Source organism: Streptomyces sp. ALI-76-A, from assembly GCF_030287445.1.
Taxonomy (GTDB): Bacteria; Actinomycetota; Actinomycetes; order Streptomycetales; family Streptomycetaceae; genus Streptomyces.
Window position 1 is genome coordinate 233,843 of record NZ_JASVWB010000003.1, and the last position, 14,644, is coordinate 248,486.

5 protein-coding genes are annotated in these 14,644 nt (G+C 73.4%); all 5 read left to right on the top strand.

The window, feature by feature from the left end; translation table 11 throughout:
- Positions 1 to 11: 11 nt before the first annotated feature.
- The 5 genes from QQS16_RS36400 to QQS16_RS36420 all read left to right on the top strand — a co-directional run bounded on the left by QQS16_RS36400 (position 12) and on the right by QQS16_RS36420 (position 14,222).
- Positions 12 to 7,754 carry a non-ribosomal peptide synthetase gene (locus tag QQS16_RS36400; RefSeq protein WP_286066793.1) on the top strand — a complete coding sequence of 2,581 codons (7,743 nt, stop codon included), beginning with the start codon at positions 12 to 14 and terminating at the stop codon, positions 7,752 to 7,754.
- A 4-nt stretch (positions 7,755 to 7,758) separates the two neighbouring features.
- Positions 7,759 to 11,646 (top strand): non-ribosomal peptide synthetase, encoded by a 3,888-nt coding sequence (locus QQS16_RS36405; protein WP_286066794.1) that lies wholly within the window; start codon positions 7,759 to 7,761, stop codon positions 11,644 to 11,646.
- A gap of 77 nt (positions 11,647 to 11,723) precedes the next feature.
- Entirely contained in the window at positions 11,724 to 12,467 is a 744-nt protein-coding gene (locus tag QQS16_RS36410; RefSeq protein WP_286066795.1) for a thioesterase II family protein, read from the top strand.
- 25 nt (positions 12,468 to 12,492) lie between these two features.
- Complete coding sequence (locus QQS16_RS36415; protein ID WP_286066796.1) at positions 12,493 to 13,464, top strand: ATP-binding cassette domain-containing protein; 972 nt, start codon at positions 12,493 to 12,495, stop codon at positions 13,462 to 13,464.
- Complete coding sequence (locus QQS16_RS36420) at positions 13,461 to 14,222, top strand: ABC transporter permease (protein ID WP_286066797.1); 762 nt, start codon at positions 13,461 to 13,463, stop codon at positions 14,220 to 14,222. The genes QQS16_RS36415 and QQS16_RS36420 overlap by 4 nt, the downstream gene beginning before the upstream one ends.
- Positions 14,223 to 14,644 lie beyond the last annotated feature (422 nt).

Below are 14,644 nucleotides of genomic sequence, written 5' to 3' on the forward strand. Positions count from 1 at the left end.
AGTTTGCGCCGATGATTCCGCTGTCGTTCGCCCAACGCCGGCTGTGGTTCCTCCACCGTCTGGAAGGCCCGTCCGCGACCTACAACATCCCCTTCGTGCTGCGTCTGGAAGGGCCGCTGGACACGGCGGCCCTGGCCGCGGCCGTGACGGATGTCGTGACCCGGCACGAAACGCTGCGCACCCTCGTCGCCGAGAACGCGGACGGCACGCCCGAGCAGCGGATCCTGCCCCCGCGGGAGGCGGCCGTGCCCTTCCGGGTGGCCGACGTGGCGGCGGACGCGGTGGACGCCGCGCTGGGTGAGGTGCTGCGCGAGGGGTTCGACCTGGAGACGGAGCTGCCGCTGCGCACCACCGTCTTCCGGCTCTCCCCGCGGGAGCACGTCGTCGCGTTCGTGTTCCACCACATCGCGGTGGACGGCGCCTCCATGGCGCCGTTCCTCGAAGGACTGGTGTCGGCGTACGCGGCCCGTCACCGGGGCGGTGCCCCGCGGTGGGAGCCGCTGCCGGTGCAGTACAAGGACTACACGCTGTGGCAGCGGGAGGTGCTGGGCGACGAGGCGGACCCGGAGTCGGTCGCCGCGGCGCAGATCGACTACTGGCGGCAGGAGCTGGAGGGGGTGCCGCAGCCGGTCCAGCTCCCCCTGGACCGGGCCCGGCCGACGATGTCCGACCACCGCGGCGGACACGTCTCCTTCGAGCTGGAACCCGAGCTGCTCGCCGGGCTGGGGCAGCTGGCCGCCGAGCGCGGTGCCACGCCGCCGATGGCCGCCCAGGCCGCGCTGGCGGTGCTCCTGCACAAGCTGGGCGGCGGCACGGACCTGACGATCGGCAGCCCCATCGAGGGGCGCGCCGATGAGCAGCTCGACGACCTGATCGGGTTCTTCGTCAACACCTGGGTGCTGCGCGCCGACCTGTCGGGCAACCCGTCGTTCGGGGAGCTGCTGGAGCAGGTGCGGGACAAGGCCCTCGCCGCGTACGACAACCAGGACATCCCCTTCGAGCGCCTGGTGGAGCTGCTGGGCCCGGAACGCGCCACCTCCTACCAGCCGCTGTTCCAGGTGATGCTGGCCTGGCAGTTCGTGTGGCCGCCCATCGAGATGCCGGGGCTGCGGGCGACGCCCGTCGCCGCGGACACCGCGACCGCCAAGTTCGACCTGTTCCTCAACGTCGTCCCGCACGCGGACGGCGGCGCCTACGGGCGGCTGGAGTACGCGACGGAACTGTTCGACCACACCACGGCCCAGGCGATCGTCGACCGCTTCGTGCGCGTGCTGCGGCAGGTGGTCGCCGACCCCGGCGCGCCGCTCGCCGCCGTGGACGTCCTCACCGACGCCGAACGGGACCTGCTGGCGCGGGTGAACGACACGGCGGCCCCGGTGCGGGGCTCCACGGTGCCGGAGCTGGTCGCCGCCCAGGCGGCCCGCACCCCCGACGCGACCGCGGTGGTGTCCGCGGACACCACGCTGACGTACCGGGAACTGGACGCCCGCGCCGGCCGGCTCGCCGCGGTGCTGCGGGACCACGGCGTCGGACCGGACGTCCTGGTCGCCGTGGCCCTGCCGCGCTCCGCCGACCTGGTGGCCGGGATGCTCGCCGTGCTCAAGGCCGGCGGCGCCTACCTGCCGGTCGACCCCGGCTACCCGTCCTCGCGGGTCGGCCTGCTGCTCGACACCGCCCGCCCGGCGCTGGTGCTCACCGGCGGCGAGGCGGCGGCCGCCGTGGCCGGCTGCCGGGCACCGGTGCTCCGCCTGGAGGACCTCAGCCTCGACGGCCCCGGCCCCGAGGCCCCCCACGTCCCCCTCTCGGCGGACGACCTGGCCTACGTGATGTTCACCTCCGGCTCGACCGGCACCCCCAAGGGGGTCGCCGTCACGCACGGCGCCGTCGTCAACGGCGTGCAGGACCTGCGCCGCACCGTGGGCGTGGAGGCGGGGTCGCGGATGCTCGCCGCGACGTCCGTGAACTTCGACGTCTCCGTGTTCGAGATCTTCACGGCCCTCACCACCGGAGCCACCGTGGAGATCGTCCGCGACGTGCTCGAACTCGCCGAACGAGGCGCCTGGTCGGGCACCACCATCAGCGCCGTCCCCACGGTGTTCTCCGCGCTGCTCGACCAGCTCGGCGCCGCCGGCCCCGGCGGCGGACTCGACGTGGAGACCGTCGTCCTCGCCGGTGAGGCCCTCACCGCCGACCTGGTGCGCACGGTGCGCGACGCCCTGCCCGGCGTCCGCGTCGTCAACGCCTACGGGCAGACCGAGAGCTTCTACGCCACCACCCACACCGTCCCGGAGCAGCCGGACGCGACCGGCGCGGTCCCCGTCGGACGGCCCCTGGCCAACATGCGCGCCCACGTCCTCGGGCCGGACCTCACCCCGGTACCGCCCGGCGTGACCGGCGAGCTGTACGTCGCCGGCCGGCTCGCCCGCGGCTACCACCGCAACGGCCGGGCCACCGCGGAGCGGTTCGTGCCCTGCCCGTTCGGCGAGCCCGGCACGCGGATGTACCGCACCGGCGACCTGGCGCGGTGGGACGGGGACGGCCGGCTCGCCTACGCGGGCCGCGCCGACACCCAGGTGAAGGTCAACGGCATCCGCGTCGAGCCGAGCGAGATCGAGACGGTCCTCGCCCAGCACCCCGCGGTCGGCCAGGCCGTGGTCACGGTGCGCCAGGACCCCGCCGGCCATCCGCGGCTCGTCGGCTACGTGGCACCGGCCCGTGCCGCGGACGGCGGCGCGGAGCCCGGCCCCGTCCCGGCCGCGGAGCTGCGGCGGTTCGCCGCCGGGCGGCTGCCGGACTACATGGTGCCCGCCCTGCTCGTGGTGCTGGACCGGCTGCCGCTGACCGCGAGCGGCAAGCTGGACCGGGCGGCGCTGCCCGAGCCGGAGTTCACCGGCGCCGAGTACCGGGGGCCGCGCACCGAGACCGAGCGGAACCTGGCCGAGGTGTACGCGGACGTGCTCGGCGCCGAGCGCGTCGGCATCGACGACGACTTCTTCACCAGCGGCGGCGACAGCATCCGCTCCATCCAGGTCGTCGCGCGGGCCAAGACGCGCGGCGTCGTGGTCAGCACACGGGAGATCTTCGAGCACCGTACGGTCGTCCGGCTCGCGGAACTCGTCGAGGGCCGCCGGGCGGAGGAGCCGGTGCGCCTGGCCGAACTGCCCGGCGGCGGCACCGGCTGGGCTCCGCTGCCGCCGACCGCGGCCCACGTCCTCGAACTCGGCGGCGGAATCGGCCGGTTCTGCATGTCCGCGCTGCTGACCCTGCCCGAGGACATCGACCGCGCGGGACTGGTGGCCACGCTCCAGGCCGTGCTGGACCGCCACGACGTCCTCAGGTCCCGCCTCGACCGCACCGAGCCGGGCCTGCGCATGGCCCCGGCCGGCAGCGTGGACGCCGGCCTCCTGGTGCGCGAGGTCCCCTACGACGGCGCCGACGCGCAGGCCGAACTGGACGCGGCGGCGGACCGGCTGGACCCGGACGCGGGCGTCATGGCGCAGTTCGTGCGGTTCACCTCCGCCACCGACGCCGACCGGCTGCTGATCGTGCTGCACCACCTGGTCGTCGACGGGGTGTCGTGGCGGATCCTGCTGCCGGACCTGGTGTCCGCCTGGCAGCGGGTCCGCGACGGCCTTCCCCCGCAGCGGGCCGCGGCGGGCACCTCGCTGCGCCGCTGGGTGCACGCGCTGGCCGATGAGGCGGCCACCCCCGAGCGGGTGGCGGAGCTGCCCGTGTGGCAGGAGATCCTGCGCGGCGAGGAGGCCCCGCTCGGCTCACGCGAGCTGGACCCCGCCCGCGATGTCGCGGCCACCGTGGACACGGTCCGCGTCCAGGTGCCGGCGGACGTCACACGGACACTGCTCGACACGGTGCCGTCGGTGTTCCGCGGCGGCGCCGACGACGGGCTGCTCGCCGCCCTGGCGCTGGCGCTGGTGCGCTGGCGCCGGACGCGCGGCGTGCCCGGGTCCACCGCGCTGGTCCGGCTGGAGGGACACGGCCGGGAGGAGCACCTGGTGCCCGGCGCCGACCTGTCCGGCACGGTCGGCTGGTTCACCGCGATGTTCCCGGTCCGCCTGGACCTGGCCGGCGTCGACGTGGCGGACGCCTTCGCCGGCGGCCCGGCGGCCGGACGGGCGATCAAGGCCGTCAAGGAGCAGCTGCGGGCGATACCCGACAACGGCGTCGGCCACGGTCTGCTGCGCCACCTCAACCCCGGCACCGCCGCCGCCCTCACCGGGCAGCGCCCGCCCCAGATCGGGTTCAACTACCTCGGCAAGTCCTCCGGTGCGGACATCCCCGAGGAACTGCGCGGCCTGGGCTGGACACCGGACACCACCCACCGCGACCTGATCGCCGCGCCGGACCCGGACATGCCGGTGCTGTCCGCGCTGGAGATCAACGCGGTCGCCACCGCCACCCCCGCGGGCGACGAGCTGACCGCCTACTTCGGCTTCCCGGCCGGCGTGCTCTCCCGCGACGAGGTCACCGAGCTGGCCGGACTGTGGGTGGAGGCGCTGACCGCCCTGGCGCGGCACGCCGCGGCCCCCGACGCGGGCGGGCTGACCCCGAGCGACGCGCCCCTGGTCGACGTGAGCCAGGAGGAGATCGACACCTGGGAGGCCCGCTTCGGCCGGCTGACCGAGGTGTGGCCGGTCACCCCGGCGCAGTCCGGGATGCTGTTCCACACCATGATGGCCGGGTCGTCGTCGTTCGACGCCTACCACATGCAGATGGTGTTCCACCTTCGCGGCGAGATCGACGCCGAGCGGATGCGCCGCGCCGGACAGGCGCTGCTGGACCGGCACGCCAACCTCCGCGCGGCGTACGTCGAGCAGGCGGACGGCGACGTGGTGCAGGTGATCCCGCGGGCGGTGACCCTGCCCTGGCGGCACCTCGACCTGACCGGGGCCGGCGAGAGCGAACGCACCGGGACGTTCGAGCGGTTCCTCGCCGAGGACCGGGCCGCCCACTTCGACCGGGACGCCCCGCCGCTGTTCCGGCTGTCCCTCGCCGTCCTCGGGCCCGACCGCACCGAACTGGTGATGACCGCCCACCACGTCCTGTTCGACGGCTGGTCCACGCCCCTGCTGATGCGGGACCTGCTGCTGCTCTACGCCTTCGACGGCGACCCGGCCGCCCTGCCGGCCGCGCGGAGCTACGGCGACTTCCTGACCTGGCGCGCACGGCAGGACCGGGACGAGTCGGCCCGGGCCTGGGCGGCCGAGCTGGAGGGACTGGAGGAGCCCACCCTGCTGGTCCCCGGCGCCGAGGGCGCGGGCGCGGGCGGTCTCGGCCAGGTCGAGGTCGCGCTGCCGCCCGAGGTGGCCCGCGACGTCGGCCGCAGCGCCGCCGAGCTGGGCGTCACCGTCAACAGCCTGGTGCAGGGCGCGTGGGCGCTGCTGCTCGGCCGGCTCACCGGCCGCCAGGACGTGGTGTTCGGCGCGACCGTCTCCGGGCGCCCGCCCGCGGTGACGGACGTGGAGTCGATGGTCGGGCTGTTCATCAACACCCTCCCCGTCCGCGTCCGGTACGCGCCCGGCGACACCCTCGCCGAGATCCTCACCCGGCTGCAGAACCGCCAGGCGCGCCTGCTGGAGCACCACCACCACGGGCTCACGGAGATCCAGCAGGCCGCCGGTCTGCAGTCCCTCTTCGACACGCTGGTCGTCTTCGAGTCGTACCCGGTCGACCAGGAGAGCCTCGGCGCCGCCCTCGACGCCACCGCCGGGATCAGCCTCACCGGCATGACCGCGGACACCGGCACCAACTACCCGCTGACCCTGATGGCGCTGGTCGAGCCGCACCTGCGGCTCTCCCTCCAGTACGCCGAGGGCGTCCTGGACCGCGCGACGGTCCAGACGTACGCGGCCCGGCTCGTCCGGGTCCTCGAACAGCTCACCGCCACCCCCGGGCTGCGGGCCGCGCAACTGGAGATGCTCGACCCCGCCGAACGCCACCGGCTGCTGGCCGGCTTCAACGACACGGCCGTCCCCACCCCGGACACCACGATCGGCGGGCTCGTCGAGGCCCAGGCGGCGCGCACCCCGGACGAGACCGCCGTGGTCGCCGAGGGCGTGACGCTCACCTACCGCGAGGTCGACACCCGCGCCGGCCGGCTGGCGGCCGAACTGGTCCGCCGGGGCGTGGGCCCGGAGTCGCTGGTCGCGGTGTCACTGCCGCGGTCGGCGGACCTGGTGGTCGCTCTGCTCGCGGTGCTGAAGTCGGGCGGCGCGTACCTGCCGGTCGACCCCCGGTATCCCGGCCACCGCCTGCGGGCCATCCTCCAGGAGGCGCGGCCGTGCCTGGTCCTGACGGACTCCGCGACGGCCGGGACACTGCCGGAGCACGACGCCCCGGACCTCCGCCTCGACACGCTCGACCTCACCGAGGGGCCCGCCGGCCCGGTACCGCGTCCGCACGCGGAGCAACTGGCGTACGTGATGTACACCTCCGGCTCCACCGGCAAGCCCAAGGGCGTCGCCATCACCCACGCCAACGTGGTCAACGGCGTGCTGCGGCTCGCCTCCCGCGTGGGGCTCGGGCCGGGCAAGCGGCTGCTGGCGGGCGCGTCCGTCAACTTCGACGTCTCGGCGTTCGAGATCTTCACCACGCTCGCCACCGGCGGCGTCGTCGAACTGGTCCGCGACGTCCTGGTGCTGGGGGAGCGCGCGAGCTGGAACGGCAGCGTCATCTCCACCGTGCCGTCCGCCTTCGCCGAACTCGTCGACCAGATCGCGAACCGCACCACGGTGGAGACGCTCGTCTTCGCCGGCGAGGCCCTGCCCCTTCCGCTCGTCGAGAAGGTGCGGAACGCCTTCCCGGGGGTGCGGGTCGTCAACGCCTACGGACAGAGCGAGTCGTTCTACGCCACCGCCTGCACCGTCACCGGTGAGACGCGGGACGGGTCGGGCAACGCGCCCGTCGGCACCCCGCTGGGCAACATGCGCGCCTACGTCCTGGGTCCCGGCCTCGCCCCGATGCCGCAGGGCACGGTCGGTGAGCTGTACGTCGGCGGCAGCGTGGGCCGCGGATACCACGGCCGGGCCGCACTGACCGTCGAGCGGTTCGTCGCCGACCCGTACGGCCCGCCCGGCTCGCGCATGTACCGCACCGGCGACCTGGCCCGCTGGAACGCCGACGGCCTGCTGGAGTACGTGGGCCGCGCCGACACGCAGGTCAAGGTGCGCGGCTTCCGCGTCGAACCCGGCGAGGTCGAGGCCGCGTTCACCGCGCACCCGGAGGTCGCCCAGGCCGCCGTCGTCGCCCGGGGGACCGGCGTCGGCAAGCGACTCGTCGCGTACGTCGTGCCCTCGGGCGGGACGACGACCGCGCAGGAGCTGCGCGGGTTCGTCGCCGAGCGGCTGCCGGAGTTCATGGTGCCGTCCGCCCTCGTGCTCCTGGACCGGCTGCCGCTGATGCCCAACGGCAAGCTGGACCGGTCCGCGCTGCCCGAGCCGCAGTTCACCGGCGCCCCCTACCGCGAGCCCCGCACCCCCCGCGAGAAGGCCCTGGCCGAGCTGTTCGCCGAGGTGCTCGACGTGGGACGGGTCGGCCTCGACGACGGCTTCTTCACGCTCGGCGGGCACTCCCTGCTCGCCACCCGCCTGATCAGCCGCGCCCGTGCCGAGCTGGGCATCGAGATACCCATCCGCCAGGTCTTCGACCAGCCGACGGTCGCCGCTCTCGCCGCGTGGTCGGAGGAATCGGCCGCTCCCCGTCGCCCCAGTATGCGCCAGATGTTCAATAAGGAGTGAAGCGATGAGTCCGCTGTCATTTGCACAACGCCGCATGTGGCTGCTGCACAAACTGGAGCGGGGGGCGGCGACCTACAACATATCGGCGGCGTTCCGGCTGACCGGCACCCTGGACCAGGACGCCCTGGTCGCGGCGATCCACGACGTGGTCGAGCGGCACGAGATCCTGCGCACCACCTACGGGACCGACGACGCCGGCGAGCCGTACGCGCGGATCCGGCCGGCGGAGCAGGCGGCGCTGCGGGTGCCGGTGGCCGAGGTGACGTCCGGGGAACTGTCCGCCGCTGTCGACGAGGCCGTCGCGCACCGCTTCGACCTGGCCGCCGAACTGCCCTTCCGGGCCACCTTGCTGCGCTGCTCGCCCGAGGAGCACGTCCTGGTCCTGGTCATCCACCACATCGCCTCGGACGGCAGCTCCAGCGCGCCGCTGATGCGGGACCTGGTCGACGCCTACACCGCCCGCCGGGACGGGCGGGCGCCGGCGTGGGAGCCGCTGCCCCTCCAGTACAAGGACTACGCGCTGTGGCAGCGCGAGGTGCTCGGCGACGTGGCCGACCCGGGCAGTCTCGCGGCGGCGCAGATCGAGTACTGGCGCAAGGAACTCGCGGGCGTGCCGCAGCCGTTGAACCTGCCGCTGGACCGCCCGCGGCCCGCGGAGGCCAGCTCCCGCGGCGACACCGTCGGCATCGAGGCCGCCCCCGAGGTGGCGGCGGGGCTGCAGAAGCTCGCCGACGAGCGCGGGATGAGCCTGTCGATGGTCGTGCAGTCCGCGCTGGCGGTGCTGCTGAGCAAGCTCGGCGGCGGCGAGGACGTGACGATCGGCTCCCCGATCGCCGGGCGCACCGACGAGGCGCTGGCCGACATGATCGGCTGCTTCGTCAACACCCAGGTGCTGCGCGCCGACCTGTCCGGCAACCCGTCGTTCACCGACCTGCTGGCGCAGGTGCGGAACAAGGCGCTGAGCGCCTACGAGCACCAGGACGTGCCGTTCGACGTGGTGGTCGAGGCGATCAACCCCGACCGCTCCGCGGCCTACCAGCCGCTGTTCCAGGTGATCTTCTCCTGGCAGAGCTACGAGAAGCCCGACCTCGCGCTGCCCGGCCTGGAGATGCGGTTCGAGCAGGCCATCCCGTCGACCGCCATGGTCGACCTGACCTTCTTCCTGGCCGTGGACGGCACGGGCGCGCTGCGGGGCGACCTGCAGTACGCCACCGACCTGTTCGACCGCGGCACGGCCGAGGAGATCTCCGCCCGGCTGGTGCGGGTGCTGGAGCAGCTCGCCGCCGACCCGGGCCTGCGCGTCGGCGACATCGACGTGCTGAGCGCGCGGGAGCGCGAGCGGCTGCTGGTGGAGGTGAACGCCGCCGGGGACACCGTCGACGAGGTCACCCTGGTGGAGCTGTTCGAGCGGCAGGCGGCGCGCCGCTCCGACGCGGTCGCGCTCGTCCACGACGGCACCGCGCTGACGTACGGGGAGCTCAACGCCCGGGCCAACCGGCTCGCCCGGCACCTGGCCGCCCGGGGAGTGGGGCCCGAGTCCCTGGTCGGGGTCTGCCTGGAGCGCTCGGCGGACCTGGTCGTCGCGCTGCTGGCGGTGCTCAAGGCGGGCGGCGCCTACCTGCCGATCGACCCCGACTCCCCGGCCGACCGCATCGCCTACATGGTCCAGGACGCGGCACCGGTCCTGCTGGTCACCACCAGCACCACCGGCGCCGCGCAGGACCTCGCCCACGACCTGCCCCTGGTCCACCTCGACCGGGCCGGGGCCTTCGACGGGGAGTCCGCCGCCGACCTCACCGACGCCGAGCGCCGCACCGCTCTGCGCCCCGCGCACCCGGCGTACGTCATCTACACCTCCGGGTCCACCGGCCGCCCCAAGGGCGTGCTGATCCCGCACCGCAACGTGGTCGGGCTCTTCACCGCCACCCGGGACTTCGGCTTCGGCGCGGACGACGTGTGGACCCTGTTCCACTCCTACGCCTTCGACTTCTCGGTGTGGGAGCTGTGGGGCCCGCTGCTGCACGGCGGACGCCTCGTCGTGGTCCCCTTCGACGTCTCCCGCTCCCCGGCCGACTTCCTCCAGCTCCTCGCCCGCGAGCGGGTCACCGTCCTCAACCAGACGCCCTCGGCCTTCTACCAGCTCGTCCAGGCCGACGCCGACGCCCCCGGCCAGGACCTGGCGCTGCGGTACGTGGTGTTCGGCGGCGAGGCCCTGGACCTGAACCGCCTCACGGACTGGTACGCGCGCCACGCCTCCGACGCGCCGGTGCTGGTGAACATGTACGGCATCACCGAGACCACCGTGCACGTCACCCGCATCGACCTGGACGAGCACTCCGCCGCCCGCTACCGGGCCAGCGTGATCGGCCCGGCGGTGCCGGGGCTGCGCGCCTACGTCCTGGACCCGCACCTCAGGCCGGCGCCCGCCGGTGTGACCGGCGAGTTGTACGTGGCCGGCTACGGCCTGGCCCGCGGGTACCACGGCCGGCCGGACCTGACCGCGGGACGGTTCGTGGCCTGCCCGTTCGGCGTTCCGGGCGAGCGGATGTACCGCAGCGGCGACCTGGTCCGCTGGGGCCGCAACGGCCAGCTCGAGTACGTGGGCCGCGCCGACTCCCAGGTGAAGATCCGCGGTTTCCGCATCGAGCTGGGCGAGATCGAGCACGCGCTGGCCGGGCACCCGCAGGTGGCGCAGGCGGTGATCCTGGTCCGGGAGAACCAGGAGGGCGACAAGCGCCTCGTGGGCTACGCCGTGCCCGAGCCCGGTGCCGCCGTCACGGGGGAGGAGCTGTCGGAGTACCTGCGCGGGCGCCTGCCGGACTACATGGTGCCGTCCGCGGTCATCCCGCTGGCGGAGATCCCGCTGACCTCCAACGGCAAGCTCGACAAGCGGGCCCTGCCCGCCGAGGACACGACGGCCCCGGCCAGCCGGGAGCCGCGCAACGCCTACGAGCGCGCGCTGTGCGAGCTGTTCACCGAGCTGCTCGGCGTGGAGAAGGTCGGCATCGACGACGGCTTCTTCGCCCTCGGCGGCCACTCGCTGCTGGCCACCCGGCTCAGCGTCCGCATCCGCAACCAGTTCGACATCGACATCCCCATCCGGACGATCATCAGGTACCCCACGGTGGCCGAACTGGCCGCGCTGATGCTCGCCGGCGGCATCCCCGACGACGACGCCGACTCCTTCGCGGTCGTCCTGCCCCTGAACAGCGACCCCGGCACGGGCAAGAAGCCGGTGTGGTTCCTCCACGGGGGCGGCGGCCTGGGCTGGGCGTACTACAGCTTCGTGCTGCATCTGCCGGACCGGCCCGCCTACGCGCTGCAGTCCCGGGGCTCCGACGGCGTGGAGCCGCTGGCCGGCTCCGTCGAGGAGATGATCGAGGACTACGTCACCCAGATCCTGAAGATCCAGCCGGACGGGCCGTTCAACCTCATCGGCTGGTCCTACGGCGGTTCCGTCGTGCAGGCCGTCGCGGACGCCCTGGACCGGCGCGGACACGAGGTGGCCCTGGTGGCCGTCCTGGACGCCCAGCCGGGCGGGCACGGGTTCGAGGAGGTGCACGCGGGGAAGGACTCGTCGGACTTCCGGGCGGAGCTGGAGGAGGACTTCAGCCAGTACATCCGCACCGGCAACCGGCAGCAGTTCCTGGACACCATGTCGAGGGTCCTGGCGAACAACACGGCCCTGATGATGGATTTCGAGTCGCCGGTCTACCGCGGCGACGTGGTGTATTTCAACGCCACCCTCGAGGACACGTCGTACGCGCACCTGTGGCGGCCCTACGTCCAGGGCTCCCTGGAGGTGCACGACGTGGCGGTCACGCACCACGAGATGCACATGCCCGGGCCCGTGGCGGAGATGTTCGAGGTCTTCCACCGCAAGCTGGCGTAGCGACCGCACGCCTGAGCCGGTTTTTCAGCGAACGAACCAATGGATGATGGGGGTTGGTCGGGGTGACGGATCCTGGCGTGTCCGCGGGACACGGAGAGGGGACCGCGCTGCTGTGCGTGCCGTTCGCGGGGGCGGGGCCCTCGTTCTTCCACCCGTGGCGGGAGCTGGCCGCAGGCCGCTGGCGGGTGACCTCGGTGGAACTGCCGGGCCGGGAGCGGCGGTTGCTGGAGACGCCGTACCGCAACGTCGTCGAGGCGGCCCGGGGCGAGATCGACGGCATCGTCGCGGACCTCGGTGAGGGGACGCCGACCGTGCTGTTCGGGCACAGCCTGGGCGCGGTGCTCGCCTATGAGCTGGCGCATCTGCTGAGCGCGCGCGGCGTGCCCGTCGAACGGCTGGTCGTCAGCGGCTCGCCGGGGCCGTGGACGCAGCGCGAGCGGCGGGCGGCGGGGCTCGAGGGCGACGAGTTCCTCGCCCGCGTGGAGGAGTTCGCCGGGTTCCGGCACGAGGCCCTGGACCACCCGGAGATGCGGGAGCTGATCCTGCCCACGCTCCAGGCCGACTGCGAGATGCACGAGGCCTACGTGCCCGGCACCGACGATCCGGTGTCGGTGCCGATCACCTCGCTGCGGGGCGACCACGACGGTCTGGTCACCGCGGAGGAGGCCCGGCAGTGGCGGGCGGCGACCACGGCCGGGTTCAGCTACGCGGAGTTCCCCGGGGATCACATGTACCTGGTCGACCTCGGCCGGCAGGTGCTGGACGTGATCGAAGCGGAGTCCGCGCGCGAGCGCCGTGTCAGCGCCGTGACAGGCCCGTGACAGGCCCCGAGAGGAAGGTGGAGCCATGAGGAGTTCAGCGATCGCGGTCTCAGGGCTGCGCAAGGCACATGGCGACAAGGTCGTGCTCGACGGCATCGACTTCCATGTCGCCGCGGGGTCGATCTTCTCCCTGCTCGGCCCGAACGGGGCGGGCAAGACGACGACGGTCAACGTCCTGACGACGTTGATGAAGGCCGACGCCGGCACGGTGCGCATCGCCGGGCACGACGTGGTGACCGAGACCCGGCAGGTGCGCGCGGCCATCGGCGTGACCGGCCAGTTCGCCGCGGTCGACGAGCTGCTGTCGGGCCGGGAGAACCTGCGGCTGATGGTGGATCTGAAGCGCGTGCGCTCCGGTGACCAGGTGATCACGCGGCTGCTGGAGCGGTTCGACCTGGTGGAGTCGGCGGACAAGCTGGCGGCGACCTACTCCGGCGGTATGCGCCGCAAGCTGGACCTGGCGATGACGCTGGTCGGCGAGCCGCAGATCATCTTCCTGGACGAGCCGACGACGGGTCTCGACCCGCGCAGCCGGCGCACCATGTGGGGCATCGTCCGCGAGCTGGTGGCCGACGGCACCACCATCTTCCTCACCACCCAGTACCTGGAGGAGGCCGACCAGCTCGCCGACCAGATCGCCGTGCTCGACAAGGGCCACCTGGTCGCCCGGGGCACCCCGGAGGAGCTCAAGCGCCAGATCCCCGGCACCCACGTCCGGCTCCGGTTCGCCGACGCCTACGACCTCGACACGGCGGCACGGCTGTTCGCCGGCGCCGCGCGGGACGACGAGGAGCTGACCCTGCGGGTGCCCAGCGACGGTGAGTCGAGGTCACTGCGGGCGCTGCTGGACCGGCTCGACGCACACACGCTCAACGCCCAGGAGTTCTCCGTGCACACGCCGGACCTCGACGACGTCTTCCTCGCCCTGACCGACACCACCGGCGCCGACGCCGCGGCCGCCGACGAGCACACGAGCAAGGAGGCGATCGCGGGATGAGCACCGTCTCCACGGCGCTGGCCGATTCGTCGATCATGCTGCGCCGCAACCTGAAGCACACGATGCGCAACCCGGTCGCGGTGTTCAACGCGGTCCTGCTCCCGATCGTGATCATGCTGATGTTCGTCAAGGTGTTCGGCGGCGCGTTCAGCGTCGGCGACGACTACATCGACTACGCGACCCCGGGCCTGCTCGTGATGGCCATCAGCTACGGGCTGGGGGCCACCGCGACCGCCGTGAACGACGACATGACCAAGGGCGTCATCAACCGCTTCAAGGTCATGGACGTCTCGCGCGGTTCCGTCCTGACCGGTCACGTCGTCGTCACCACGGTGCGCTGCCTGGTGGCCTGCGCGGCCATCATCGGCGTGGCCTTCGCGATGGGGTTCGACCCGGCCGCGAGCGGCCTGGAATGGCTCGGCGCGATCGGTGTGATCCTGCTGCTCAGCTTCGCGGCGGGCTGGCTCACCGTCGCCGTCGGGCTGGCCGCCAAGACCGCGGAGTCGGCGGGCATGGCCACCGTGCCGCTGATCATGCTGCCGTTCCTGAGCAGCGCGTTCGTGCCCGCGGACACGATGGGGGCGGGTGTGCGGCACTTCGCCGAGTACCAGCCCTTCACCCCGATCATCGAGACGCTGCGCGGGCTGCTGACCGGCAACCCGTCGAGCGGCGACACGATCGCGGCCCTCGCCTGGTGCGCGGGGTTCGCCGTCCTCGGGTACGTCTGGGCGGTCTCCACGTTCAAGAAGCGAGCCTGACCCGGGCCGGCTCCGGCCGGCCGGTCGACATCCCGTTCAGCGCCGCCCCGGCGAGGCACGTGCCGCCGGGGCGGCGCCGCGCTGTCCGCCCGCCCCGGCGCCGGCTCACTCCCTGCGGCGAGCGCGCCCCCCGGTCTCTGGGACCGGGGGGCGCCTGTCGTTGTGACGCCATAGTGGCACACCGGTGACGCCATACGGCGACATTCAGGGCTGTCGGTCGTTGTCGCGGGGGCGCTCGGCGAATTCCGGTCATGTTGGCGGGCGGCTTCGATGATTCCCCGGCCTGCTGTCGCACGGCGGGTGGTCGTTCTCGTGGCCTCGGCGCGGCGGGCGGCGGGGCCAGAATGGCTCGGTGTGGCGCTACGGGTGTGCCATGGTGGAGTCACCGGCGTTGGCCGGTGCCCCAGCCGTGCTGCGAAAGG

What these genes read in the sequence shown, in the direction of transcription:
- QQS16_RS36400 (WP_286066793.1), top strand. Translation starts at nt 12, where the DNA reads ATGATTCCGCTGTCGTTCGCCCAACGCCGGCTGTGGTTCCTCCACCGT.
- QQS16_RS36405 (WP_286066794.1), top strand. Translation starts at nt 7,759, where the DNA reads ATGAGTCCGCTGTCATTTGCACAACGCCGCATGTGGCTGCTGCACAAA.
- QQS16_RS36415 (WP_286066796.1), top strand. Translation starts at nt 12,493, where the DNA reads ATGAGGAGTTCAGCGATCGCGGTCTCAGGGCTGCGCAAGGCACATGGC.
- QQS16_RS36420 (WP_286066797.1), top strand. Translation starts at nt 13,461, where the DNA reads ATGAGCACCGTCTCCACGGCGCTGGCCGATTCGTCGATCATGCTGCGC.